23 protein-coding genes and 4 pseudogenes are annotated in these 24,685 nt (G+C 46.0%); 2 read left to right on the top strand and 25 right to left on the bottom strand.

Features of this window, described 5'->3' with window-relative positions:
* Window positions 1-582, bottom strand: a 582-nt coding sequence (locus DXE44_RS10030; protein ID WP_162785917.1) for a porin, incomplete at its 3' end; no start/stop codon positions are given.
* Between the two features lie 208 nt (window positions 583-790).
* Here DXE44_RS10030 and DXE44_RS10025 point away from each other — a divergent pair.
* A complete protein-coding gene (locus tag DXE44_RS10025) occupies window positions 791-2,269 on the top strand; it encodes a tetratricopeptide repeat protein (protein WP_114654274.1) in 1,479 nt (492 codons plus the stop codon).
* Here the strand turns inward: DXE44_RS10025 and tatC are convergent.
* From tatC to hisB, 10 genes are all read right to left on the bottom strand, one after another.
* Window positions 2,254-3,066, bottom strand: coding sequence for a twin-arginine translocase subunit TatC (tatC, locus tag DXE44_RS10020; protein ID WP_114654273.1), 813 nt, complete (start codon window positions 3,064-3,066; stop codon window positions 2,254-2,256). The two genes, DXE44_RS10025 and tatC, sit on opposite strands and share 16 nt — an antisense overlap.
* Window positions 3,067-3,098: 32 nt before the next feature.
* Window positions 3,099-3,575, bottom strand: coding sequence for a Sec-independent protein translocase protein TatB (tatB, locus tag DXE44_RS10015; protein ID WP_114654272.1), 477 nt, complete (start codon window positions 3,573-3,575; stop codon window positions 3,099-3,101).
* 28 nt (window positions 3,576-3,603) lie between these two features.
* Window positions 3,604-3,846, bottom strand: a complete 243-nt coding sequence (gene tatA, locus DXE44_RS10010) for a Sec-independent protein translocase subunit TatA (protein ID WP_114654271.1) — start codon at window positions 3,844-3,846, stop codon at window positions 3,604-3,606.
* Complete coding sequence (locus DXE44_RS10005; RefSeq protein ID WP_114654270.1) at window positions 3,833-4,219, bottom strand: histidine triad nucleotide-binding protein; 387 nt, start codon at window positions 4,217-4,219, stop codon at window positions 3,833-3,835. The genes tatA and DXE44_RS10005 overlap by 14 nt, the downstream gene beginning before the upstream one ends.
* Before the next feature lie 3 nt (window positions 4,220-4,222).
* Window positions 4,223-4,624, bottom strand: coding sequence for a phosphoribosyl-ATP diphosphatase (locus DXE44_RS10000; RefSeq protein ID WP_114654269.1), 402 nt, complete (start codon window positions 4,622-4,624; stop codon window positions 4,223-4,225).
* 44 nt (window positions 4,625-4,668) lie between these two features.
* Window positions 4,669-5,073, bottom strand: coding sequence for a phosphoribosyl-AMP cyclohydrolase (gene hisI / locus DXE44_RS09995; protein WP_197712886.1), 405 nt, complete (start codon window positions 5,071-5,073; stop codon window positions 4,669-4,671).
* A gap of 40 nt (window positions 5,074-5,113) precedes the next feature.
* Window positions 5,114-5,872, bottom strand: a complete 759-nt coding sequence (gene hisF / locus DXE44_RS09990; protein WP_114654267.1) for an imidazole glycerol phosphate synthase subunit HisF — start codon at window positions 5,870-5,872, stop codon at window positions 5,114-5,116.
* 11 nt (window positions 5,873-5,883) lie between these two features.
* On the bottom strand, window positions 5,884-6,645 hold the full coding sequence (gene hisA / locus DXE44_RS09985) for a 1-(5-phosphoribosyl)-5-[(5-phosphoribosylamino)methylideneamino]imidazole-4-carboxamide isomerase (protein WP_114654266.1): 762 nt from the start codon (window positions 6,643-6,645) through the stop codon (window positions 5,884-5,886).
* Between the two features lie 20 nt (window positions 6,646-6,665).
* Window positions 6,666-7,328 (bottom strand): imidazole glycerol phosphate synthase subunit HisH, encoded by a 663-nt coding sequence (gene hisH, locus DXE44_RS09980; RefSeq protein WP_114654265.1) that lies wholly within the window; start codon window positions 7,326-7,328, stop codon window positions 6,666-6,668.
* A gap of 62 nt (window positions 7,329-7,390) precedes the next feature.
* Window positions 7,391-7,978 carry an imidazoleglycerol-phosphate dehydratase HisB gene (gene hisB, locus DXE44_RS09975; RefSeq protein WP_114654264.1) on the bottom strand — a complete coding sequence of 196 codons (588 nt, stop codon included), beginning with the start codon at window positions 7,976-7,978 and terminating at the stop codon, window positions 7,391-7,393.
* A gap of 126 nt (window positions 7,979-8,104) precedes the next feature.
* On the opposite strand from hisB, the gene hisC reads away from it, so the two are divergent.
* A complete protein-coding gene (gene hisC, locus DXE44_RS09970; RefSeq protein WP_114654263.1) occupies window positions 8,105-9,178 on the top strand; it encodes a histidinol-phosphate transaminase in 1,074 nt (357 codons plus the stop codon).
* Window positions 9,179-9,217: 39 nt separating this feature from the next.
* Here hisC and hisD read toward each other — a convergent pair whose 3' ends face one another.
* From hisD to DXE44_RS09900, 14 genes and pseudogenes are all read right to left on the bottom strand, one after another.
* Window positions 9,218-10,543: a histidinol dehydrogenase gene (gene hisD / locus DXE44_RS09965; protein ID WP_114654262.1), complete on the bottom strand. Its 1,326-nt coding sequence runs from the start codon at window positions 10,541-10,543 to the stop codon at window positions 9,218-9,220.
* 12 nt (window positions 10,544-10,555) lie between these two features.
* The gene (hisG, locus tag DXE44_RS09960) at window positions 10,556-11,182 is read right to left on the bottom strand and encodes an ATP phosphoribosyltransferase (protein WP_114654261.1); all 627 of its coding nucleotides are present in this window, start codon (window positions 11,180-11,182) and stop codon (window positions 10,556-10,558) included.
* A gap of 20 nt (window positions 11,183-11,202) precedes the next feature.
* On the bottom strand, window positions 11,203-12,477 hold the full coding sequence (murA, locus tag DXE44_RS09955; protein WP_114654260.1) for a UDP-N-acetylglucosamine 1-carboxyvinyltransferase: 1,275 nt from the start codon (window positions 12,475-12,477) through the stop codon (window positions 11,203-11,205).
* Between the two features lie 33 nt (window positions 12,478-12,510).
* Window positions 12,511-12,759, bottom strand: coding sequence for a BolA family protein (locus tag DXE44_RS09950; protein WP_114654259.1), 249 nt, complete (start codon window positions 12,757-12,759; stop codon window positions 12,511-12,513).
* A 64-nt stretch (window positions 12,760-12,823) separates the two neighbouring features.
* Complete coding sequence (locus tag DXE44_RS09945) at window positions 12,824-13,612, bottom strand: ABC transporter permease (protein WP_114654258.1); 789 nt, start codon at window positions 13,610-13,612, stop codon at window positions 12,824-12,826.
* A 65-nt stretch (window positions 13,613-13,677) separates the two neighbouring features.
* Window positions 13,678-14,361: pseudogene (locus tag DXE44_RS09940) on the bottom strand (ABC transporter ATP-binding protein); the annotation flags it as partial.
* Window position 14,362: 1 nt separating this feature from the next.
* The gene (locus DXE44_RS09935) at window positions 14,363-14,623 is read right to left on the bottom strand and encodes an STAS domain-containing protein (protein ID WP_114654256.1); all 261 of its coding nucleotides are present in this window, start codon (window positions 14,621-14,623) and stop codon (window positions 14,363-14,365) included.
* Between the two features lie 34 nt (window positions 14,624-14,657).
* Entirely contained in the window at window positions 14,658-15,305 is a 648-nt protein-coding gene (locus DXE44_RS09930) for an MlaC/ttg2D family ABC transporter substrate-binding protein (protein ID WP_114654436.1), read from the bottom strand.
* A 71-nt stretch (window positions 15,306-15,376) separates the two neighbouring features.
* Window positions 15,377-16,000, bottom strand: a pseudogene (locus tag DXE44_RS09925) (MlaA family lipoprotein); the annotation flags it as partial.
* A gap of 119 nt (window positions 16,001-16,119) precedes the next feature.
* Window positions 16,120-16,602, bottom strand: a complete 483-nt coding sequence (mlaD, locus tag DXE44_RS09920) for an outer membrane lipid asymmetry maintenance protein MlaD (protein ID WP_114654255.1) — start codon at window positions 16,600-16,602, stop codon at window positions 16,120-16,122.
* Between the two features lie 21 nt (window positions 16,603-16,623).
* Window positions 16,624-17,407: pseudogene (gene mlaE / locus DXE44_RS09915) on the bottom strand (lipid asymmetry maintenance ABC transporter permease subunit MlaE).
* A pseudogene (locus DXE44_RS09910) lies at window positions 17,404-18,131 on the bottom strand (ABC transporter ATP-binding protein). Before DXE44_RS09910 ends, mlaE begins: the two co-directional pseudogenes overlap by 4 nt.
* Before the next feature lie 148 nt (window positions 18,132-18,279).
* Entirely contained in the window at window positions 18,280-19,743 is a 1,464-nt protein-coding gene (locus DXE44_RS09905) for a glutamate synthase subunit beta (RefSeq protein WP_114654254.1), read from the bottom strand.
* Window positions 19,744-19,781: 38 nt separating this feature from the next.
* Window positions 19,782-24,527: a glutamate synthase-related protein gene (locus tag DXE44_RS09900; RefSeq protein WP_114654253.1), complete on the bottom strand. Its 4,746-nt coding sequence runs from the start codon at window positions 24,525-24,527 to the stop codon at window positions 19,782-19,784.
* Window positions 24,528-24,685: the final 158 nt, after the last annotated feature.

Genomic DNA, 24,685 nt, shown 5'->3' with positions numbered 1-24,685 from the left:
TTGATTTTCATTTCTATTATTCAAGCTGTAGAAAGCATTTACACCAAAACCTGCAAACTTATCAGAGTTAAATTTCAATGCATTTGCGGCACGTAAGATATAGCCAATAGTATTACCGTTTGCATTACTATCCACACCACCCAAGTTGGTATTCTTTGGATAAATAACGTCACCAATGATGTTATTGTTTTGGCCGGCAGAAGTTGCGCCAGTTGCATCATGCATCAAAGTGTACTGRGTACCAATAGMRSCTTTACCAACACCTTTTTTGCCTAAACCAACAAAAGTTTGGCGGTTAGAAAGGCCTGAAAAATTTGGGCCTTCTGGGGTTAAATCAGTTTCAACCGTGAAGAAAGCAGACATACCGCCGCCTAAATCTTCAGTGCCCTTGAAACCTAAACGTGAAGTATTTTCTCCAGGCTGACCAATTTGGTTAAAAGTTTCAGCGTTACCGGAACCATCTTTAGCGTTACCACCGATGTAACCAACATCCAAAATACCGTAAACAGTCACTGATGACTGAGCTTGAGCTGCGCCAGCAAATGCTGTCATTGCTGCAACTGCTAATAGCGATTTTTTCATTCTTTAAATCTCCATAAATTGAAAGTAATGCCCAAATAAAACTGGGACCTACGAATTTTGCTTGTTTTACCGTGCCAGACTGAGGGTCAGGGTATTTAGGAGCTCTTTTTGCTTGTCAAAAGACAGTTTTTTGGCTTTCTTCGTTGTATCAGGGCAACAAGGGCTTTGATTTCTGTCTTTTTGAGGCCTGGAATGCCAAAATTGTCATATGGCAAGCCGTGAATTCCTAAAAATCCTCCAATTAGCCCGCATTGGTGACGTTTCTGCGCAACAAAATTTAGCCTCTGCTTACCTTACAGGCGCCTTTAAAACCCCAATCCAGCCTGCTAATGCCCTAATTTGGCTAGAAAAATCCTATTTTTCTATTCAAAATCAATTAGTTAGCCAATTGAGCTCAAGTGATGCTGAATTTTCTGACTTGGATAGTTCTTCCCCAGAGATTTTGGAGATGCTGGAGCAAATCTCGACTGTTCCACTGGAGGAAACATTTAATTCACCGGCATTTGCTTTTGGCTGGGAAGCATTCTGGAGGTTAGCTAAGGCCAATATTGATGCAAGTTACTCAGCGCAATGGCAGCTTGCAGAACTTTTACTGAATCCTGCTAAAAAAGACTTACAAACTGAGCTCTCTAACTGGCTTTTGAAGCAAGGCAAAGATGGTGATGACTTTCTGTCTCTGCAAAAGAAAGCAAAAGAGTTTTTATTGAGCTTAGCAGAATCAGAAACTCCGTTTACTGGTAGCGCAAAAGAATTACTCATCAAACTGCAGTCAAAAGATGAAGCACTTTCCTCTCTTTGGAATGCTTGGCTGTCAGATAAAAATGAGGCAGCACTGATACAAGCAGCAGAACTTGGGCTGACGATTGCCAAACTCACACTGGGATTACGCCTAGCGCAATTCAATGAAGTTGATTCTGCTGAGAAAGATGTGATTGGGGTGGGTGGTAGCAAATCCAATGCCCCCCTCAAAAAAGCAGCCTACTGGTTAGAGCTTGCGGCGAAGGATGGTGATCGTGATGCTTGGTTTGCTTTAGGTGAAATTTACCGCCGTCCGCAGTTCTCTGGATACAACGCGGCTGAGAGTGATCGCTGTCTTGATCGTGCGGCAGATTTAGGTCATCCAGTGGCTCAATTCAAAAGAGGCGCAAACCTCTGGCGTAAACGCGAAAAAGTTGAAGAGAAGGTTCGCGGCCTACAAGCTTCTTATTGGATTTGGCAAGCCCACCAACAAGGTGTTCCCGAAGCAAAAGAATTGCTTGAAAAGATTCTGGAGAATGTCTCCAGTCCAAAGAACAATGATTGGTTTGAATTAGCTACTTATGCTGAAAAGGCACTAAACCATCATGCTGAACACAAATTAGATGAAGAGTGGATCCTGCTATGCCACCGACTGATCATTGCCAATCAATTTAACTTAAGCAAAGCTGAGCTGCTATTGTGTGAGGTAGGTCAACTTCAACATGAGCATTGTGTCGTTGTCGACATTCGCCACGAGCTACCAAAGATACTGCCTAGATTAATTCAGATTGATACCACTCAGCAACGTCGCTCCTTGCTTGCAGCAGGAAAAATATTTGCTGGGAGTGAATCTGACTTAGAGGGTAATTTAAGACAAAGACGCTATCGATTTGATCGAGTAACTGAGTGGCTAACTACTACCTTCTCACAAGATCAAACAGTGGCTTGAGTATCTGAGCTTTTAGATTCGCTATCGTTCATGTCATCAGACTCATCTTCTGAGACTTTTGGGACATAAAAACGAGCGATCAGAAGCCCGAGCTCATAGAGCAAGCACATTGGCACAGCTAAGAGTAGTTGAGACAGCACATCTGGTGGCGTCACAATTGCTGAAATCACAAAAGCGCCAACAATCACATAAGGACGAATCTCTTTAAGTTTGGCTAGCGGGACCATGCCCATGCGAACCAGCACCACCACAACAACCGGAACCTCAAAGGTAATGCCAAAGGCCAAAAAGGTTGTCATTGCAAAGCCAAGGTATTTATCAATATCAGTAGACATTTCAGCGCCTAAGGGGGCGTTATAGCTAGCCATGAATTGGAATACCGTTGGGAAGACTAAGAAGTAAGCAAAAGCCATCCCAAAAATAAACAGGCTATAGCTACTGATGACCAAAGGTACTATTAACTTACGCTCGTGCTGATAGAGGCCAGGCGCAATAAATGCCCATAACTGATACATCACTACTGGCAGAGCAATTAAAAAAGCAACCAACATGGTGACTTTCATGGGCACAAAGAATGAACCCGTCACATCAGTAACAATCATCTTGCCGCCAGCAGGTAATGCTTGAAGTAGTGGCTTGGCAAACAAATGAAAAATATCTGGCGCCCAATAAACTAAGCAAACGAACACCGCAATGATTGCTATCGCCGACTTGATGATGCGATCACGCAACTCAAATAAGTGCGATAAGAAGGATTCTTGTAGGCCGGAATCTTTTGTTGAATTATTTTGCGTCATTGATATTCGTATTTACTTTTCTTTGGGCTAATTTATTTGCCCGCGCTGTGGTGAAAGCGCTTCATCCGTGCAGCACCAGATTGCACTCTTGTACGCATACCAGTGGAATGCTTAAACCAGACCGGTCTCGCAGCGCGCTTCACACCCCAACTCTTACGACCTTGGCGTATCGATTTTTGCAACACTTCTTTTTCATCAAGAGGAGCTCTCGTAAAATGATTTTCAAAGATGTCTGCTTGATCGCTAAGATTAGCACCAGCCTCTTGAGTAGCAGATTGAATGGAGTTCTCAACATCTTTAAAGGCGGAGACACTTTCTTCACGGAGTTTCTTGAATTCCTCTACATCCATCTGACGGCTGACTTCGGATTTGACATCAGCCATATAGCGCTGCGCTCTTCCAAATAAGTTACCCGCCATACGGGCAATTTTTGGAAGTCGCTCCGGGCCGACCACTACCAATGCAACTACTGCAATGAGTGCAAGCTTTGAAACTCCGAGATCAATCATTGCAGCTACGCATTATTTCTATCAACAATTATTTATTGATGTCTTTTGCCTGAACATCCACAGTCTTCTCTGGTGATGTAGCAGCACTTTGAATTTGTTCCTTAGCTTTGTCTTGCGACTCTTCAGCTCCCTCAGACGTTTTCATGCCATCTTTGAAACCTTTAACAGCGCCACCTAAATCGGTGCCGATATTGCGCAATTTTTTGGTACCGAATACCAACATCACGATTACTAAAACAATTAACCAATGCCAAATGCTAAATGAACCCATTTTTAATCTCCTCGGACCATTTTTTCCAGGGGCGCGGACCGCCCATCACATGCAAATGCAAGTGATAAACCTCTTGCCCACCATCTGCACCATTATTCACTACCAATCTAAAGCCACCATCTTTTCCAGGACGGCAACCCTGCTCCTTGGCGAGACGCGGTGCTAATTCCATCATTCTACCTAGCAATGGCGCATCAGCCACTTCTGCAGATTCCAGTATAGGGATATGTTTTTTAGGAATCATCAAAAAATGGACAGGAGCGGCAGGATTGATATCTTTAAAGGCATAAATCTCCTCATCCTCGTACACCTTTTGGGATGGGATTTCACCTTTGGAAATCTTACAAAATAGGCAATTTGGGTCGTGGGGCATCAATTACTCCTTGCTTGCTGCTTTTCTGGCGGCTTTTTCTTCGATGCCTGAAGTGCCGAGACGGCGCTCCAGCTCAGCAATCACATGCTCTGGTCTCAAACCAAACTGAGAAAGGGCAATTAGGCAATGAAACCAGAGGTCTGCCATCTCGCCTACCAAGAGCTTTTGTTGCTCAGGGGCTAAATTGGCATTTCGAGCATCCTTGGCAGCCATGACTGCTTCGGTAGCCTCTTCTCCAATCTTCTTCAAAATTCCATCATCACCCTTAGAGAAGAGTAAGGCTGTGTAAGAAGTCTTAGGATCGACCTGGCCAGCCTTAAACGCATCGCGCCGCCGATCAACTACGTCAGCCAAGTGGGCCAAAGCAGCATCTAAATTAGAAGGGGTATTCGCTGAACTAGTCATCAGGTAATTTTATGTCTTTTATTAGCAGGTAGACGAGGGATGGGCTATTTAAGGCCCTTAGACTCGTCAACCCAGGTGGATTGGGCTGAATCCCACCTCTGAAAGAGGCAACTGTGCTCGCCGGTGTGACAAGCAATACCGTCTTTTTGCTCAATCATCAGCAAAATCGTATCGCTATCGCAATCAAGACGGATTTCTTTTACTTTTTGAGTATGGCCAGACTCTTCACCCTTGTGCCACAACTTTTGCCTAGAACGCGTCCAATACACTGCCTCGCCCAAACGCAAGGTTGCCAACAGGGCGTCGCGATTCATCCAAGCCATCATCAAAATATCTTTACTGCCGACTTCCTGAGCGATTACCGGAACTAAGCCCTGCTCATTCCAGGTTACGGCATCAAGCCATACACCGGCCTCTAAGGAGTCAACTGGAGTGAAGGAATTTTTCATGTTCATCTTCGAATTATTTTCTTAGTGGATCTATCTGCACTTAAATGCGAACAGGAATGCCTTGGCTTGCCATATATTCTTTTGCTTGACCCACAGCGTATTCACCATAATGAAAAATACTGGCTGCCAGAACTGCATCAGCATGGCCTTTGGTAATGCCATCGACCAAGTGCTGCAAATTACCCACGCCGCCAGAGGCAATCACTGGAACGCTCACCGCATCACTCACCGCGGCAGTTAACCCCAAATCAAAACCATCTTTACTGCCATCACGATTCATACTGGTGAGAAGAATTTCTCCAGCACCACGCTTCGCCACTTCAGAAGCCCATGCAACGACATCCATACCGGTCGCAGTTCTACCTCCATGGGTAAAGACTTCCCAATTGCCTGCTTCCGTTTTCTTGGCATCAATAGCAACAACGATGCACTGCGAACCGTAATATGCAGCTGCATCCGACACCAGGTCTGGATTTGCTACTGCGGATGAATTCATACTCACCTTGTCAGCGCCTGCATTAAGCAAACGGCGCACGTCAGCTACCGCGCGCACACCACCACCAACAGTCAAAGGAATAAATACTTGAGATGCAACATCTTCAATGATGTGCAATATCAGATCGCGACCGTCTGAAGTTGCCGTGATATCTAAAAAGGTTAACTCGTCAGCACCCTGTGTGTCATAGCACTTGGCAATCTCCACAGGATCGCCCGCATCACGAAGCCCAACAAAGTTCACGCCTTTCACAACGCGTCCTGCCGTGACATCCAGGCAAGGAATAATTCGTTTAGTGAGCACTATTGAGCAATCTAAATAATTTTTTTAGAAAACTTCAGAGTTAACTCATCAGCATATTTTTGTGCTTCAGTTAAATCTAAATCGCCTGCGTAAATTGAGCGTCCGGCAATAACACCCATGACGCCTTCAGCTTCGGCTTCACACAAGGCTTCAATATCTTGATTACTAGATAAACCACCACTAGCAATCACTGGAATACGAATGGCTTGAGCTAATTTAATCGTGGCATCCATATTGATACCCTTCATCATGCCATCGCGGCCAATGTCGGTATAGATGATTGCTTCAACACCGTAATCTTCAAACTTTTTGGCGAAATCAATGACTTCATGGCCGGTGATCTTGCTCCAACCATCTGTTGCAACTTTGCCATCGCGGGCATCCAGTCCCACCATGATGTGACCAGGAAAGGCAGTGCAGGCATCTTGTACAAAGCCAGGACTCTTTACTGCTGCAGTACCAATAATGACTGTACTAATACCGTCATCCAATAAACGTTCAATCGTTTCTAGATCACGAATACCACCACCCAGCTGAACTGGAATCTCATCACCAACCGCCTTGAGAATCGACTTAATCGCAGACTCATTCTTCAGCTTGCCAGCAAATGCGCCATTTAAATCGACGAGATGCAAACGACGCGCGCCCTTAGCAATCCAATGTGCAGCCATCGCACCTGGATCTTCAGAAAACACAGTAGCTTTATCCATGTCACCTTGTTCGAGTCGAACACAGTGGCCATCTTTTAGGTCAATCGCGGGAATCAGCAGCATAGCGGTAGCTTAGAGAAGTATTAAGGTTGCCAAGAAACAAAATTTTTGTAGAGCTTTAATCCGTATTCTGCACTCTTTTCCGGATGAAATTGTGTTGCAAAAATATTATCCCTTGCAACGGCAGAAGTAAACCAATCACCATATTCGGTTGAGCCCGCAATACCTTCTTTACGTTGCGACACAACATAGTAGCTATGTACAAAATAAAAACTAGTTAAATCTGGGATGCCATCCCATATTGGGTGCCGACGATCCTGACGTACTTGGTTCCAACCCATATGGGGTACTTTGTAGGCAGAACCATCTGGCTGTAATTTGCCAGCCAATTCAAAACGTCTGACCTCACCAGGAATCAATCCCAAGCAAGGTGTCCAGGCGGCACTAGAGTTGGCTCGCACTTCAGCGCTTTGATTAAATAGCATTTGCTCACCCACACAAACACCTAGTAAGGGTTTATTTTTAGCGGCCTCTAATAGCGCCTCCAATAAACCAGACTCCTCAAGATGCTTCATGCAATCGGGCATGGCGCCTTGCCCTGGAAGCACTACCCGCTCAGCGGATAGGATTTCTTCTGGGGTCTGTGCAATCAGGACATTCGCATCCGGAGCCACATGATGAAAGGCCTGATGCACGGAACGTAGATTACCCATTCCGTAGTCAACGATCGCAATGGTTTGCGCCAATTGTTAGCCTATGTTCTGTAGTTTGTTGACAGTCTTCTACTCAACACTAGAAATTTTCTAGATTAGAGACTGCCCTTAGTAGAAGGAACAACGCCAGATGCGCGTGGATCGAGCTCCAGAGCCATGCGCAATGCACATCCAAAAGCCTTGAATACGGTTTCAATCTGGTGATGAGCATTAATGCCGCGTAAGTTATCGATGTGTAAAGTTACTCCAGCATGGTTTACAAAGCCACGGAAGAACTCAATACTCAGATCCACATCAAAGTCGCCAACACGAGCACGGGTAAATGGGACGTTGAACTCCAAGCCTGGGCGGCCAGAAAAATCGATCACTACGCGAGAAAGAGTTTCATCCAAAGGCACATAAGAATGGCCATAGCGAGTGATGCCTGCTTTATCGCCTACTGCCTTAGCAAATGCCTGACCCAAGGTAATCCCCACATCCTCAACGGTATGGTGATCATCAATATGGGTATCGCCTTTTGCGACGACTTTGAGGTCAATCATGCCGTGACGGGCAATTTGATCCAACATGTGGTCAAGGAAGGGTACGCCAGAGGCTAGCTCAGCTTTACCAGTGCCATCTAAATTGATAGCAATTTGAATTTTGGTTTCCGAAGTGTTTCGGGTAACGTCGGCTTGCCGCATGCTTCAGTGCGCCGCGAGGCGAAGTGTTGATTGAAGCCTCATAATATCATTCCTATTATAGATATAAATGCCGATTTTATTTGCTGGTGTTTATTCAATTTTGCTGTTTTTTGACTAGAGTCCCTCATGAGCCGCTTTTGGAGCCCCGTTGTTCAGACCCTCACCCCCTATGTTCCCGGGGAGCAGCCGCAAATGCAGCGACTGGTAAAGCTCAACACCAATGAGAGTCCTTGTGGCCCATCGCCCAAGGCCCTAGCCGCCATAAATCAACAAAACACGGATGATTTAAGGCTTTATCCAGACCCCGAAGGTGCCGCCCTGAAGAAGGCCATTGCTGATTTACACGGCTTGGACCCAAAACGGGTGTTTTTAGGCAATGGCTCTGATGAAGTCCTGGCACACATATTTTTAGGCCTGCTCAAACAAGCCAAACCCGTTCAGTTTCCGGATATTACCTATAGCTTCTACCCGGTTTATTGCAAGTTATTTGGGATTGAGTATCAAGCAGTCCCCCTAGGCCCTGATTTTGAGATTCAGACGGGGGATTTCAAAACCCCCAATGGTGGAATCATTTTCCCCAATCCCAATGCCCCAACTGGTCGCGCTATTCCACGATCAGATATCGAAGCTCTTCTGAGCAGAAATACCGATTCAGTCGTGGTGATCGATGAAGCTTACGTAGATTACGGGACCGAATCCTGCATTCCCCTGCTTCGCGGAAACAGTTGCCCTCAAAACCTCTTAGTCGTTCATACCCTTTCCAAGTCACGAGCCCTAGCAGGGCTTCGCGTTGGATTTGCAGTAGGCCACCCAGCATTGATTGAAGGCTTAGAGCGAGTGAAGAATAGTTTTAACTCCTATCCACTTGGTCGTTTGGCTCAAGCAGGAGCAATTGCTGCAATCCAAGATCAGGCCCATTTGGAATCTACCTGCAAAAAAGTAATCCACACTTGTGAGCGCTTAGTGGGCGAACTAGCCTCACTAGGTTTTGATACCCTACCATCAACAGCCAACTTTATTTTTACCCGTCATCCTAAGCATGCCGGTGCAAAGCTCTATCAAGCCTTACGAGATCGTGGAATTATTGTGCGTCACTTCAAGTCGCCGCGTATTGAAGAGTTTTTGCGCATCACCATCGGCACTAACGATCAAACGAATGAGTTGATTGCTGCTCTGAAAGAAATTCTGGCTAGCCCTTAAGCTAGCTTAGCCGCGTTAATACTTTTATTTATTACTGAATTATTTTTTAAGACGCATCTCAGCAGCACGGGCATGAGCCGTTAAACCCTCACCGTGAGCGAGCGTACTAGCGACAGCGCCTAATGTTTGAGCACCCGCTTCACTCACTTCAATCATGCTTGAGCGCTTGATAAAGTCATACACACCTAAAGGTGAAGAGAAGCGAGCAGTTCGGGCTGTTGGTAAAACGTGATTCGGGCCTGCACAATAATCGCCTAAAGATTCACTGGTGTAGTTGCCCATGAAAATAGCACCAGCATGATGAATTAACTCAGCCCATTTGCGTGGCTCAGTTGCACAAATTTCTAAATGCTCAGCAGCGATGGCATTGGCAATCTCACAAGCCTCGCCCATATCTCTTACCTGAATCAATAAAGCACGATTAGCAAGCGATGCTTCAATCACTTTCTTTCTTGGCATCTCGGGCAGTAGCTTATTAATACTTGTTTGTACTTGCCCAATAAATTTCTCATCTGGGCAAAGCAAAATAGACTGCGCTAACTCATCATGCTCTGCTTGAGAAAATAGATCCATCGCGATCCAATCGGAATTGCTAGAACCATCGCAGAGAACCAAAATTTCTGAAGGGCCAGCGATCATGTCAATGCCAACAATACCAAACACTCTGCGCTTAGCAGCCGCTACATAGGCATTACCAGGCCCAACAATCTTATCCACCGGTGGAATGGTCTGCGTGCCATAAGCTAAAGCACCAACAGCTTGTGCTCCCCCAATCGTAAAGACACGATCAACCCCAGATAGATAAGCAGCAGCCAAGACCAAGGGGTTGCGAGCGCCATCAGGAGTGGGTACCGCCATGATGACTTCTTTTACACCGGCAACCTTAGCAGGAATAGCATTCATTAATACTGAAGAGGGATAAGCCGCTTTACCGCCAGGAACATAAATACCCACACGATCTAAGGCCGTGACTTTCTGACCCAAACGTGTGCCATCAGCCTCTTCATATTCCCAAGAGTGGCAACCTGTTTCAATCTTTTGTTTCTCGTGATAAGCGCGCACTCTTTGCGCAGCAATATCAAGAGCATTTTTTTGCTCTACTGATAAACCTTCATAGGCTTTTTTTAATTCTTCTTGAGAAATCTCTAGCTCGGTAACACTACGAACATTCAAGCGATCAAACTGTTTTGCGAAATCAAGCACTGCCTCGTCGCCATTGGCTTTTACTTGCGCCAAGATTTTGACTACTGCGGCATCAATCGCCTCATCATCTGCCATAGGCAAAGATAGACTTGAAAGCAGGGTTTCTTTGAACCCAACATCTTTTTTGCTAATAAGGCGTTTGACTTTAACTTGCGCTGACATTTGAATATTTACTTACTTCAACAATTCAAAAAATGGCTGTAGCTGTGTACGCTTTCGTTTATACGAAGCCTGATTAACTACTAAGCGTGCGTTGATATCGGCGATTGGCTCAACCTCAACCAAACCATTGGCACGCAAGGTATTGCCAGTGGACACCAAATCCACAATCGCATCCGCCAAGCCAACCAATGGGGCCAGCTCCATCGAGCCGTATAAATGAATCGTATCGATGTGTACGCCTTTGTTAGCAAAGTGTTCACGTGCACAATTGACATACTTGGTGGCCACTTTTAAACGAGATCCTTGCTTTACCGCAACCGCATAATCAAAGCCTTCTTTAACGGCAACGGACATACGGCATTTAGCGATGTTCAAATCAAAAGGAACATACAGACCATCAGTGCCGTTTTCCATTAAGACATCAAGACCGGCAACTCCAAAATCAGCTCCACCAAACTGAACATAGGTCGGCACATCTGAAGCACGCACAATAATTAGGCGGACATCAGGATTGGAGGTCTCAATAATGAGCTTGCGTGACTTTTCTGGGTCCTCAAGCGGACGAATACCGATCTTAGATAAGATCTCAGCGGTTTCTTCGAAGATGCGCCCCTTCGAGAGGGCTAAAGTTAACTTCATGGACTAATTATCTATCAGGCTTACTTGATTCGCTGAATGTTGGCCCCCAAGAGGGTCAACTTTTGCTCCATACGGTCATATCCACGATCTAGGTGATAAATCCGATCTACCTGGGTTTCGCCTTGGGCGGCCAAGCCTGCAATTACCAAGCTGGCTGAAGCACGTAAATCCGTAGCCATCACGATAGCCCCAGATAACTTCTCAACACCCTGCGCAATAGCGGTATTACCCTCAATTGCGATATCAGCCCCCAGGCGATTCATCTCTTGAACGTGCATAAAGCGATTTTCAAAGATGGTTTCAGTGATGGTGGCGTTGCCCTCAGCAATCGCATTGACCGCCATGAGTTGAGCCTGCATATCTGTCGGGAATGCTGGGTATTCAGAAGTGCGGAAACTAACCGCCTTAGGGCGGCTTTTCATGGAGGCCTTAATCCAATCAGGACCCACTTCCATCTCTAAGCCAGCCTCTTTGAGCTTCACAATCACCGCATCCAATGTATCTGGACGACAGCGCTTTACTAGCACTTCACCGCCAGCAGCAGCAACTGCGCATAAGAATGTGCCAGCCTCAATCCGGTCAGCAATGACGGCATGTTCTGCACTGTGGAGCTTCTCAACACCCTCAATAACTAGGCGATCTGTACCAATACCGGTGATCTTTGCACCCATTTTGACGAGCAACTCAGCTAAATCCCCCACTTCAGGCTCGCGTGCAGCATTTTCCAAAATCGTTGTACCTGAGGCCAAGGTGGCAGCCATCAATAAATTTTCAGTACCAGTTACGGTAATCATGTCCGTCAAAATCGAGGCACCTTGCAAGCGCCCCGTGGCAGATTTGGTTTCCGCCTGAATGTAACCACTCTTAATCTTGATGGTGGCACCCATGGCTTTTAAGCCCTTGATGTGCTGATCCACTGGGCGCGCACCAATAGCGCAACCACCCGGCAAAGAAACCTTGGCACTATGCATTCTGGCAAGCAACGGGCCCAGAACCAAAATCGAGGCACGCATGGTTTTCACCATCTCGTAGGTTGCTTCAGAGCTTTTAATATGGGCTGCGTTTAGCACAACACAATTACGATCATTCACATCTGGAAAAGTAACCGTTACGCCAATCTCCTGGAGGAGTTTGAGCATAGTCCGCACATCTTGTAAGTCGGGAACATTACGCAAAATGATGGGCTGGTCAGTGAGCAAACAAGCACACAAAATGGGTAGCGCTGCGTTCTTTGCACCAGCAATCACCACTTCGCCCTTAAGCGGAGTGCCGCCAACCATTCGTAATTTATCCATGAATCTATTCCAGTAAAAAGCTAATGTCGTATTTTAAGTTGGGGTGTTTTGTGCGAATTCTTCAGGAGTAAATGCCTTGATTGATAAGGCATGAACCTCTGCTTTCATACGGTCACCCATAGCGCCGTATACCAACTGATGGCGCTGAATTAAACGCTTACCCTCAAACTCTGGACTCACAATCGTGGCAAAAAAATGTTGGCCATCACCCTCCACTTTGACATGGGTGCATGTAAGGCCTTGCTGAATATAGCCTTCAATTTGCTCTGGGGTTGGCAACATCACAATCTCCTGATTTCTAATTTCTTAACAATGTTTCAATACGCATTTAAGGAAAGATCAACAGCTAGTTCTTGAGCTTGTAGCCTTTTTGCAGTAAGCGCAAAGCAATCGCTGACACTACAACAAAGAAACAAGTCACAATCGCCAAACTATTCCACGGGGATATATCTGACACTCCAAAGAAGCCGTAACGGAAACCATCGATCATGTAGAAGAATGGATTGAAGTGAGATACCACTTGCCATGCTGCCGGCAAAGAATGAATCGAATAAAACACGCCTGACAGCATTGTTGCTGGCATGATGATGAAATTCTGGAAAGCAGCTAGTTGATCGTATTTATCCGCCCAGATACCGGCAATTAAACCCATGCTTCCCAAAATTGCAGCGCCTAACAGGGCAAATACCATGATCCAAAAGGGATATTCAAAAGATGGCATAGCAAACCATGCCGTAATTAGCAGCACGCCTGAGCCAACAACAATTCCACGAAACACCGCAGCCAAGACATAAGCGGCATAAAACTCTAAGTGGCTAAAAGGGGCCAGCAAAACAAAGACTAAATTGCCAGTCACCTTCGATTGAATGAGTGATGAAGAGGTATTCGCAAATGCATTCTGCAACACGCTCATCATGACTAAGCCTGGAATCAAAAAGGCTGTGTAGTTCAAGCGACCATAGACCTCTTTGCCTTCCAGCACATGTCCGAAAATCATTAAATACAAAACAGCAGTGAGTACTGGCGCAGCAACCGTCTGAAACGCTACCTTATAAAAGCGCTTAATTTCTTTGCGGAGCAATGTTGGGAAGCCGCTGCCATAAGAAATGGGTAATTTATTCAAGGTGGATTTCATCGAGCGACTCCCGACATAATGTTGACAAACACATCTTCGAGATCTGTCTTACCCTCACCATCTTTTTTCACCGAGCCATACTGACTCAATAAGTTGGCAGTGGTGTCCAAAGCAACAATTTTTCCTTGCTTGAGCATGGCAATGCGCTGACACAATGCCTCAGCCTCTTCAAGGTAATGGGTTGTTAAGACAATCGTGTGGCCATCTTGATTTAAGCGACTAATGAATTGCCAGAGAGATTGGCGCAACTCTACGTCAACCCCTGCCGTTGGCTCATCCAAAATAATCACCGGTGGCCGGTGAACTAAAGCCTGAGCTACCAATACTCGGCGCTTCATACCGCCAGATAGGGAACGCATATTGCTATCGGCTTTATTGGTCAGATCCAAATTAGCCATGATCTCGTCAATCCATGAATCGTTGTGACGAATGCCAAAATAGCCTGACTGAAATTGCAGCGTCTCTCTGACTGTAAAGAAGGGATCAAATACCAACTCTTGCGGCACAACCCCTAGCATCCGGCGTGCATCACGAAATTGGTCCTGAACATCAGCGCCCATGATTGAAGCGTGACCACGATCCGCAGTCACTAAGCCAGCCAAAATAGAAATGAGCGTTGTCTTACCAGCACCATTAGGGCCAAGCAAGCCAAAGAATTCGCCCTGCTCTATTGATAAGGAGACATCATCAAGCGCTTGTAGGGCGCCATAATTTTTTGATACGTTTTTTATCGATATTGCTGCATGCATGCTATGACAAACCTAGCAACTCAGCAACACCATACACGCTAGCCAATACAGTTAATTTTTCTGATGCGTTTTTCACTGAAATCTGTAAACCATCAGCTTGTAATTTTTTCTGCCATGCCAACAAAACCGTTAGCACGGTGGAGTCAAAATCCTTGAGATTGATGCAATCAACAGTTTGTAATGATGCAAGATTGAAGAGGCCATCTTTTTCCAACTGCAGAACGTTGCTCTGCGTCACTGAAATAGGCAATAAAAATGGCATCTGATATTTATCTTTGATTAATCTTGTGTAGTCTTTAGTTTGCAGGCTTCGCAGCAGCAAGCTGCTTATTACGATCCTGCAAGAACTTCACTAAACCCTCGACACCATTCTGGCTAATCTGATTAGCGAATTGATTGCGATAAGCCTCTACCAGCCAAACACCCATGATGTTCATGTCATAGACTTTCCAGCCATTGGCTGTTTTTTCTAGGTGATAGTCGAGAGGTATCGGATCGCCACGACCAATCACTACAGTCTTCACAACGACCTCTTTATCGTCAGGAGCTGCACGCAAAAGCTTAAATTGAATTGTCTGATCACGCAATTGGCTTAAAGCACCAGAGTAAGTACGAATCAGTAAATTCTTAAACTCAGAAACTAATTGAGCCTGCTGCTCTGGGGTGGCTTTTTTCCAATTGGGCCCCATTGCCATTTCAGTAGTGCGGCGCATATCGGTATAGGGGACAATTTTCTTATCCACTAAATCCACGATGCGTGGAATATTACCTTTTTGAATTTCTGGATCAGACTTGACGGAGGCCATCACATCAGAGACTACAGTCTTAATCAAACCATCTGGCGTTGACTGATCAACTGCTTGCGCAGAAACGCTACCGACAAACAAAAACAAGCCTGAGAGCAAGGCTGCAAAGTATTTTTGAATGGGTTTTTGGCTTTTCATATTTCCTCGCTCTGGGCTGATGATTGAGGGCCATTTTAGCCTTTTCATCAATCTGATGTAATCAGCCAATGTTACTCATAAGGATTTTGATAAGGGGGCATTAATGGCTCTTCATCATCTCGACCCTCATTAATCTGATATTGACGTCTTTGGATATATGCATCACGCATAAAGCTGTACTTATCAATAGCCGCCCCATCCAATAAATCACCAGCCTCGTAATACGTATTACGAGAATTGACCACCCTAAGACCAGTCAAGCTATTTCTTAGAGCAACATCTGGCAATAACCTAAATAAGTAATCTGACTCTAAATCCGCTGCGGTACCAAAGGTGTCGCGCACATTGCTTGGGCCAAAGAATGGCAAAACAACATATGGCCCCGATGGAATGCCCCACACCCCAAAGGTTTGGCCCCAGTCTTCTTTATGTTTTTCAAGGCCGCCTGAGGTTGCCAAATCAATCAGACCGCCCAAACCCATAGTGGTATTGACCACTACTCGCATAAGATCGTTAAATGCATAGTCTGGCTTGCCCTGCAATAGATTTTGGAGGGCTGTATAGATATCACTGTAATTGCTAAAGAAGTTGTAAATGCCATCACGCACAAACTCAGGCAAAACAAAGCGATAGCCGGACACTACTGGCTTGAGAAAATAGGCATCTAAGCCCTCGTTAAATTCAAAAACGGAGCGATTAAACGGCTCTCAAGGATCATGCGGGGAGGGCTCAACGCCTGCAGGAATTGATGCACAACCAACCATAGCGGTCGCTATGCCAAGCAGCACAAGGCGTTTAAGCTTTGCCAGCATCATTATTTTGCTGCGCCTTTGTCTTGACCACTATCAGCCGCCTTGCTGTACAGGAACTGGCTGATCAGATTTTCAAGAACCACTGCGGACTGCGTCTGAGTAATCTTATCTCCGGCAACCAACATATCGTCGGAGCCTCCAGCCTCAAGACCAATGTATTGCTCACCCAATAAACCGGATGTCAAAATCTTTGCGGAAGAATCTTTAGGGAACTTATAAGTATCTTCAATCGTCATGGTGACGGTTGCTTGATAGGTCTTGTCATCAAAAGAGATATTGGCAATGCGGCCAACAACTACACCAGCACTTTTCACGGGCGCACGTGGCTTGAGTCCACCAATATTGTCAAATCTGGCAGAAATTTTGTAAGTAGGCGCAAAAGAAACGGCGTTCATATTGCCGACCTTTAATGCAAGAAACAAAGCAGCCAACAAACCAATGGCTACAAAGATTCCAACCCAAATATCAATTGCACTTTTTCTCATAAGAGTCCCAGTTTATTCTTTCTAATTCGAGAACATCATTGCAGTTAGCAAAAAGTCCAATGCTAAAACCGATAAGGAGGAAATCACCACCGTTCTAGTGGTAGCTTGCGATACGCCCTCAGGTGTAGGTTTTGCCTCATAGCCCTGATACAGCGGCTATAAAGGTCACCGCCACACCAAACACCAGACTCTTAATCAGGCCATTACCAATATCAGAGAAGAGACCCACCCCACCCTGCATCTGAGACCAGAAGGCGCCAGAGTCCACACCAATTAATGGGACTCCAACAAAGTAGCCGCCCATCACACCAACAGCCGTAAAGATCGTCGCCAAAATCGGCATTGCAATAATACCCGCCCATAAGCGCGATGCAATCACACGACTCAATGGATCTACCGCCATCATTTCCATTGCGCTGAGCTGTTCGCCAGCTTTCATCAATCCAATCTCTGCAGTGAGAGATGTGCCGGCACGACCGGCAAACAATAGAGCAGTAATCACGGGACCTAATTCACGAGTGAGTGATAGCGCAACCAATAAACCGAGAGCTTGTTCAGAGCCATAACGATTGAGCGTGTAATAACCCTGCAGACCCAAGACGAAGCCAACGAATAAACCAGATACCGCAATGATCACAAATGAGTGATTTCCAACAAACAAAATCTGATCAGAAATTAAGCGAGGTCTTTTTAATAAAAATCCGGAACGCCAAATCACTGCAGCAAGACCAAGGCTCGTTAAATTACGACGAACAAAAAAACCGAGGTCACCGAGAAGATCTAAGGCCTTATGAAGAATGCTCATTTCAGACTCACCCCAAAATCTTCTGCAGGGCTTTGTCCTGGATAATGAAATGGCACGGGGCCATCCGGTGAGGCACTAGGAATTGGCGTACAAACGGATCGCTTGAGCGACTCAATTCTTCTGGCGTACCTTCTGCACCAATGCGACCATTGGCAATGAAATAAACGTAATCGGCAATTTCAAACGTTTCTTCAACATCATGTGTGACCAATAGGCTAGTTGCACCCAGAGCTTGATTTAAGTTGCGGATCAGGCGTGCAGTAATTCCTAATGAAATTGGATCCAAGTCAGCAAAGGGTTCGTCATACATAATCAAAGGGGAATCAAGCGCAATCGCTCTTGCAAGAGCAACACGGCGCGCCATGCCACCGGAAATTTGTGAAGGCATTAAATCGCGTGCGCCGCGTAAGCTAACTGTATTCAGCTTCATGAGCACTAGTGAACACAATAACTCTTCACTTAAATCGGTATGTTCACGCAAAGGAAAAGCGACATTTTCAAAAACACTCAGATCCGTAAATAGTGCACCAAACTGAAAAAGCATTCCCATACGACGACGGGCAGCCATTAACTCGGCGCCGTTCATTTTGCCAATGTCATGATCTTCAAAAAGAACTTGGCCAGACTATGCTGTGAATTGTCCACCAATCAGTCTCAGAATTGTGGTCTTGCCACAACCGGAGCCACCCATCACCGCAACAACTTGGCCACGGCGGAACTCCATATTGAGTCCCGATAAAATTTGCCGCTCACCAGGAGCATAGGAAAAGTTGACGTCCTTAATTTGAACTACAACTTCGCCATGGCCACCGCTAGAGGTTTTTTGCTTCACTTCCACCGAGTTGGAGTGGCTACTGTTCATATCCTCGATATTATCGCGGGAGAACAGAAGACCCCATTAAATACTCGTCTACTGCTTGAGCAGCTTGGCGACCTTCACGAATCGCCCAAACAACCAAAGATTGTCCACGGCGCATATCGCCAGCAGCAAAGACCTTTGGAACATTGGTTTGATAAGCGTTTTTGCCATCAACAGTAGCCTTGGCATTGCCGCGAGCATCTTTTTCAACACCAAATGCATTCAGAACCTGAGCGGCAGGTGATACAAAGCCCATCGCTAAGAACACTAAATCTGCCTTAATCTCAAATTCAGAGTTTGGCATTTCTGTCATCTTGCCGTCTTTCCACTCCAAACGCACACAAATTAGTTTCTCTAATTTGCCGTCTTTACCTTCAAAGCGCTTAGTTGCAACTGACCAATCACGCTCACAACCTTCTTCATGTGATGAAGAGGTGCGCAACTTCGTTGGCCAGTAAGGCCATACCAAAGGCTTGTTTTCAGTTTCTGGTGGCTGTGGCAATAATTCAAATTGAGTAATCTTGGCAGCACCATGACGATTGGAGGTGCCCACGCAATCAGATCCGGTATCACCACCACCAATTACAACGACATGCTTACCAGCTGCAGAAATTTCGTTTTTGAAATCGCCTGCGTTTTCTTTGTTCTGAGGAATCAAGAATTCCAAAGCGTAATGAACACCCTTCAACTCGCGACCGGGGACTGGCAAGTCACGTGGCTGCTCAGATCCGCCGCTAATCACAACAGCGTCAAAATCTTTCATCAACTGATCAGGTGAAACGGTTTTTGTAGAATAGTTTTTAACTTCAGCGCCAATCGCCTCTTTACCCACAAATACGCCCGTTTCAAACTTCACGCCTTCGGCTTGTATCTGCTCAATGCGACGGTCGATCAGCCATTTTTCCATCTTGAAATCAGGAATGCCGTAGCGTAACAATCCGCCAACACGATCATTCTTTTCAAATACGGTAACGTCATGACCTACACGTGCTAATTGCTGCGCAGTCGCCATACCAGCAGGGCCGCCGCCAACAACGGCAACCTTCTTGCCGGTCTTAGTCTTGGATGGTTGCGGTTTAACCCAACCATTCTCCCAACCTTTATCAATAATGGCGTGCTCGATTGACTTAATACCAACCGCGTCACTATTGATTCCTAGGGTGCATGCGGCTTCGCAAGGTGCTGGGCAGATGCGGCCCGTGAATTCAGGAAAGTTATTAGTTGATTGCAAAACATCTAATGCATTCTTCCAATCACTATGAAATACCAAGTCATTGAAATCGGGGATGATGTTGTTTACAGGGCAACCGTTATTGCAAAAGGGAATGCCACAATCCATACAGCGTGCGCCCTGTACTTTGGCTTCTTCATCCGTTAATGCCACAACGAACTCTTTGTAGTGATGGAGGCGTTTAACGGGAGCTTCGTAGGTTTCCTCTACGCGCTCAAACTCCATAAATCCAGTGACCTTACCCATATCGAATCCTTAGTATCTTTTCTTAATGTCTATATTGATTAAGCTGCAACAGTTTTGTTTTGCGCTTTTTCCCACAACTCACCTAGAGCACGTTTGTACTCAGTAGGCAGCACTTTCACAAAACGACCGCGGGCATTTTCCCAATCAGCCAAGAGCGCTTTTGCACGCTCTGAACCGGTATGGCGGAAATGACGCTCGATCAAGCCTTTCAGAATTTGCTCATCAGTCATACGCTCACCACCATCCTTCACGTCAACAGGGGCATGCCACTGTGGCTGAGGCATCTTGGCAATCTGCTCAGCTGACGGCAATACTTTTTCCAAAGTTGCCATGCTGGTATTGCAACGCTTCTCAAAGAGTCCATCTTCGTCGTATACATAAGCAATGCCACCGCTCATACCTGCAGCAAAGTTACGACCGGTTGCGCCCAACACCACAACAGTACCGCCAGTCATGTACTCGCATCCGTGATCGCCCGTGCCTTCAACTACCGTTGTTGCACCAGAGTTACGAACTGCAAAACGCTCGCCAGCCACACCGTTGAAGAATGCTTCACCGCCGATGGCGCCATAAAGAACAGCGTTACTAACAATGATGTTCTTTGCTGTGTCGCCACGGAACTCATGTGGGGCACGCACAATCACACGTCCACCAGATAAACCTTTTCCGACATAGTCATTGCCGTCACCAACTAAGTCCAACGTAATGCCGCGCGCCAAGAAGGCGGCAAAACTTTGACCAGCAGTGCCGTTCAATTGGATATGAATGGTGTCATCAGGCAAGCCAGCATGGCCATAACGTTGAGCAATTTCTCCGGAGAGCATTGCGCCAACAGTACGGTTCACGTTCTTCACTGGAACAATGAAGGAAACTTTTTCGCCACGTTGTAACGCAGACTCACTCTTCTCGATCAGAACATTGTCGAGCGCACTGCCCAAACCATGCTCTTGTGTCAGGACCTGGTAGCGAGGCACATCTTGAGCAACATTCGGCTCAGCAAAAATCTTACTGAAATCCAAGCCATGGACTTTCCAGTTCTCAATACCTTTACGGGTATCCAAGAAATCAACGCGACCAATCAAATCATCAAACTTACGAATACCGAGTTGAGCCATGATCTCGCGCACTTCCTCTGCAATGAAGAAGAAGAAATTCACAACATGCTCTGGTTTACCAGAGAACTTTTTACGCAACTCAGGATCTTGAGTAGCAACACCAACTGGACAGGTATTCAAATGACACTTGCGCATCATGATGCAACCCTCAACAACCAATGGCGCTGTTGCAAAACCAAACTCGTCCGCGCCCAATAAAGCACCGATCACGACGTCACGACCCGTTTTCATTTGACCGTCAGCTTGCACGCGAATACGGCTACGCAAACCATTGAGCACTAAAGTTTGTTGAGTTTCAGCCAAACCTAATTCCCATGGTGAACCAGCATGCTTAATAGAAGATAGTGGAGATGCACCTGTACCGCCGTCATGTCCAGCGATCACGACATGATCTGCTTTCGCCTTAGCAACACCGGCAGCAATCGTGCCAACACCCACCTCAGAAACTAACTTCACAGATACGTCAGCAGCTGGGTTCACGTTCTTCAGATCGTGAATCAACTGGGCAATATCTTCAATAGAGTAAATATCGTGGTGCGGAGGAGGAGAAATCAAGCCTACTCCCGGCACAGAGAAACGCAGCTTACCGATGTAATCGGAAACTTTTCCACCCGGCAATTGGCCACCTTCACCGGGCTTAGCGCCTTGGGCCATCTTGATCTGAATCTGATCAGCAGAACGCAAATATTCAGTAGTAACACCAAAACGGCCTGAGGCAACCTGCTTGATTCTGGAACGCAATGAATCACCATCGAGCAAAGGAATGTTTGCCTCAACCACATCATCGCCCAGAATGCTGGCTAGGGTTTCACCCTTCTTAATAGGAATGCCTTTGAGCTCATTCACATAACGGTTTGGATCTTCACCACCCTCACCAGTATTGGACTTGCCGCCAATACGATTCATGGCAATAGCCAAAGTAGCATGCGCTTCAGTAGAGATGGAGCCTAAAGACATCGCGCCCGTTGCAAAACGCTTGACGATTTCTTTTGCGGACTCGACTTCATCCAATGGAATCGCTTTTGCTGGATCAATCTTGAACTCAAACAATCCACGCAATGTCATCTGACGCTTAGTTTGGTCATTGATGATGTTGGCGTACTCTTTATAGGTTTGATAGCCCTTGTCGATACCAATACGAGTGGAGTGCTGCAACTTCGCAATCGTGTCTGGAGTCCACATGTGGTTCTCACCACGAATGCGGAAAGCATACTCACCACCAGCTTCCAGCATATTGGTTAGCACTGGGTCATTACCAAATGCAGACTGATGCATACGCAATGCTTCTTCAGCCACTTCGAATACACCAATACCACCCACATTAGATGGAGTGCCTTTGAAATAATGATCAATAACGTCTTTATTTAAACCGATCGCTTCAAAAATCTGTGAGCCGGTGTAAGACATGTAAGTAGAGATACCCATTTTGGACATCACCTTTTGCAAGCCCTTACCAACTGCTTTGACAAAATTCTTTACGGCTTTTTCTGCTGACAGATCGCCAGGCAACCCTTTAGCCATTTCAGCCAAAGTTTCCATTGCTAAGTACGGATGAACTGCTTCAGCGCCATAGCCAGCCAAGAGTGCGAAGTGATGCGTCTCACGCGCGCTACCAGTCTCAACAACGAGGCCAACGCTAGTGCGTAAACCTTTTTCAACTAAGTGCTGATGAATCGCTGAAGTTGCCAGCAATGCAGGAATTGCCACACGCTGTTCATCAACCTGACGATCGCTCACGATCAAGATGTTGTAACCAGAGCGACCCGCATCAGCCGCTTCTGCACACAAAGAGGCTAAGCGAGCCTCGATACCTGCTTTGCCCCAAGAAGCTGGGTAGCAAATATCCAGCTCATATGAACGGAACTTGCCATTGGTGTAATGGCCTATATGACGAATCTTGGTCATATCGTCAAAATCTAAAATCGGCTGACTTACTTCCAAGCGCATTGGTGGGTTGATATTGTTGGTGTCCAACAAATTCGGTTTAGGTCCGATGAAAGACACTAAAGACATCACCATGTTTTCGCGGATGGAGTCAATCGGAGGATTGGTCACCTGCGCAAACAATTGCTTGAAGTAGTTATAGAGTGGCTTGTTCTTATTAGAGAGCACAGCTAATGGGCTATCGTTACCCATTGAACCAATTGCCTCTTCGCCATTCATAGCCATTGGCGCCATGAGGTACTTGATGTCTTCTTGGGTATAACCAAAAGCTTGCTGGCGATCTAATAATTTTGCAGCTGGGCGAATAGTGGTCTTTTCATCCACCAAGTCAACCTTGCTTGCGTCAACTTCATCGAGCTTCACACGCACCGCATCGATCCAACTCTTATATGGCTTCGCTTTTGAGACGGCGTCTTTCAATTCAACGTCGTCAATAATGCGGCCCTGCTCCATATCAATCATGAACATCTTGCCTGGTTGCAAGCGCCATTTTTGAACAATCTTGCTTTCTGGAATTGGCAATACGCCAGCCTCAGAACCCATGATTACTAAATCATCATCAGTCACGTAATAACGCGCTGGACGTAAACCATTGCGGTCTAAGGTCGCGCCAATTTGACGGCCATCGGTAAATGCCATTGCTGCTGGACCATCCCATGGCTCCATCATTGCTGCGTGGTACTCATAGAAGGCACGGCGATTTTCATCCATCAATGAATGCTGTTCCCATGCTTCTGGAATCATCATCATCATGGCTTGAGCCAAAGGATAGCCTGACATCACCAATAACTCTAAGCAGTTATCGAAACAAGCCGTGTCAGATTGGCCTGGATAAATGAGCGGCCATAATTTTTTAAGATCATCGCCTAATACTGGGGAGCTGATAGCACCTTCGCGTGCATTCACCCAATTGACGTTGCCTTTAACAGTGTTGATCTCACCATTGTGCGCAATCATGCGGTAAGGGTGAGCCAACTCCCAAGCTGGGAAAGTATTTGTAGAGAAACGCTGATGCACTAAAGCTAATGCAGATACAGTACGTGGATCTTGCAAATCTTTGTAGTACACGCCTACTTGATTGGCTAATAGCAAACCCTTATAAACAATAGTGCGAGCAGACATCGATGCAACAAAATATTCTTTGCCATGCTTTAAATGTAAATCTTGAATTGCATGACTTGCAGTTTTACGAATGACATACAATTTACGCTCAAGAGCATCGGTTGTCATGATGTCGCGGCCACGTCCAATAAAAATTTGACGGATAAATGGCTCTGTCATTTGTACGGTTGGAGACATTGGCAATTTCACATCGATAGGCACATCTCTCCAACCCAATACGGCCTGACCTTCCAACCTTACAGTGCGCTCTAATTCTTGTTCACAAGCTAAACGAGAAGCATGCTCCTTAGGCAAGAAAATCATGCCGACGCCGTACTCACCGAACGGTGGCAATTCAATACCTTGCTTAGCCATTTCTTCGCGATACAAAGTATCAGGAACCTGAATCAAAATTCCAGCACCATCACCCATCAGTGGGTCCGCACCAACAGCGCCCCGGTGGTCTAAGTTCTCAAGAATTTTCAATCCTTGAGCAACGATCTCATGTGACTTCTTGCCCTTGATGTGTGCGACGAATCCTACGCCGCAAGCATCATGCTCATTTTGTGGATCGTAAAGACCCTGTGCAATTGGACGAAGGTCTGTGTTCATTTGTGTAGTCATGGTATTTCCGTTTGCCCAGGGGGCCTGATTACTTTTGGAGGATCAAATGTAGGGGAATACCCATGCTGATGCAATAGAAATAAAATGAATCCGTCCCATTTAAATTAGGCAACAAGCAACATTCATTTATATAAAAGAGACAGAGTCAGAACTTTATA

The sequence above is a fragment of the Polynucleobacter necessarius genome, assembly GCF_900095175.1.
In the GTDB taxonomy this organism is placed as follows: Bacteria; Pseudomonadota; Gammaproteobacteria; order Burkholderiales; family Burkholderiaceae; genus Polynucleobacter; species Polynucleobacter necessarius_I.
Note: the sequence above shows the minus strand (reverse complement) of the source record. Positions and strands in the feature narration are given on the sequence as shown.

What these genes read in the sequence shown, in the direction of transcription:
- DXE44_RS09930 (WP_114654436.1), bottom strand. Translation starts at nt 15,305, where the DNA reads ATGAAAAGCCAAAAACCCATTCAAAAATACTTTGCAGCCTTGCTCTCA.
- murA (WP_114654260.1), bottom strand. Translation starts at nt 12,477, where the DNA reads ATGGATAAATTACGAATGGTTGGCGGCACTCCGCTTAAGGGCGAAGTG.
- hisC (WP_114654263.1), top strand. Translation starts at nt 8,105, where the DNA reads ATGAGCCGCTTTTGGAGCCCCGTTGTTCAGACCCTCACCCCCTATGTT.
- hisD (WP_114654262.1), bottom strand. Translation starts at nt 10,543, where the DNA reads ATGTCAGCGCAAGTTAAAGTCAAACGCCTTATTAGCAAAAAAGATGTT.
- hisG (WP_114654261.1), bottom strand. Translation starts at nt 11,182, where the DNA reads ATGAAGTTAACTTTAGCCCTCTCGAAGGGGCGCATCTTCGAAGAAACC.
- tatA (WP_114654271.1), bottom strand. Translation starts at nt 3,846, where the DNA reads ATGGGTTCATTTAGCATTTGGCATTGGTTAATTGTTTTAGTAATCGTG.
- DXE44_RS09900 (WP_114654253.1), bottom strand. Translation starts at nt 24,527, where the DNA reads ATGACTACACAAATGAACACAGACCTTCGTCCAATTGCACAGGGTCTT.
- DXE44_RS09935 (WP_114654256.1), bottom strand. Translation starts at nt 14,623, where the DNA reads ATGCCATTTTTATTGCCTATTTCAGTGACGCAGAGCAACGTTCTGCAG.
- tatB (WP_114654272.1), bottom strand. Translation starts at nt 3,575, where the DNA reads ATGATTGATCTCGGAGTTTCAAAGCTTGCACTCATTGCAGTAGTTGCA.
- DXE44_RS09950 (WP_114654259.1), bottom strand. Translation starts at nt 12,759, where the DNA reads ATGTTGCCAACCCCAGAGCAAATTGAAGGCTATATTCAGCAAGGCCTT.
- DXE44_RS10000 (WP_114654269.1), bottom strand. Translation starts at nt 4,624, where the DNA reads ATGACTAGTTCAGCGAATACCCCTTCTAATTTAGATGCTGCTTTGGCC.
- hisA (WP_114654266.1), bottom strand. Translation starts at nt 6,645, where the DNA reads ATGCTGCTGATTCCCGCGATTGACCTAAAAGATGGCCACTGTGTTCGA.
- DXE44_RS09945 (WP_114654258.1), bottom strand. Translation starts at nt 13,612, where the DNA reads ATGAAATCCACCTTGAATAAATTACCCATTTCTTATGGCAGCGGCTTC.
- tatC (WP_114654273.1), bottom strand. Translation starts at nt 3,066, where the DNA reads ATGACGCAAAATAATTCAACAAAAGATTCCGGCCTACAAGAATCCTTC.
- DXE44_RS10005 (WP_114654270.1), bottom strand. Translation starts at nt 4,219, where the DNA reads ATGCCCCACGACCCAAATTGCCTATTTTGTAAGATTTCCAAAGGTGAA.
- hisI (WP_197712886.1), bottom strand. Translation starts at nt 5,073, where the DNA reads ATGAAAAATTCCTTCACTCCAGTTGACTCCTTAGAGGCCGGTGTATGG.
- mlaD (WP_114654255.1), bottom strand. Translation starts at nt 16,602, where the DNA reads ATGAGAAAAAGTGCAATTGATATTTGGGTTGGAATCTTTGTAGCCATT.
- hisB (WP_114654264.1), bottom strand. Translation starts at nt 7,978, where the DNA reads ATGCGGCAAGCCGACGTTACCCGAAACACTTCGGAAACCAAAATTCAA.
- DXE44_RS10025 (WP_114654274.1), top strand. Translation starts at nt 791, where the DNA reads ATGGCAAGCCGTGAATTCCTAAAAATCCTCCAATTAGCCCGCATTGGT.
- DXE44_RS09905 (WP_114654254.1), bottom strand. Translation starts at nt 19,743, where the DNA reads ATGGGTAAGGTCACTGGATTTATGGAGTTTGAGCGCGTAGAGGAAACC.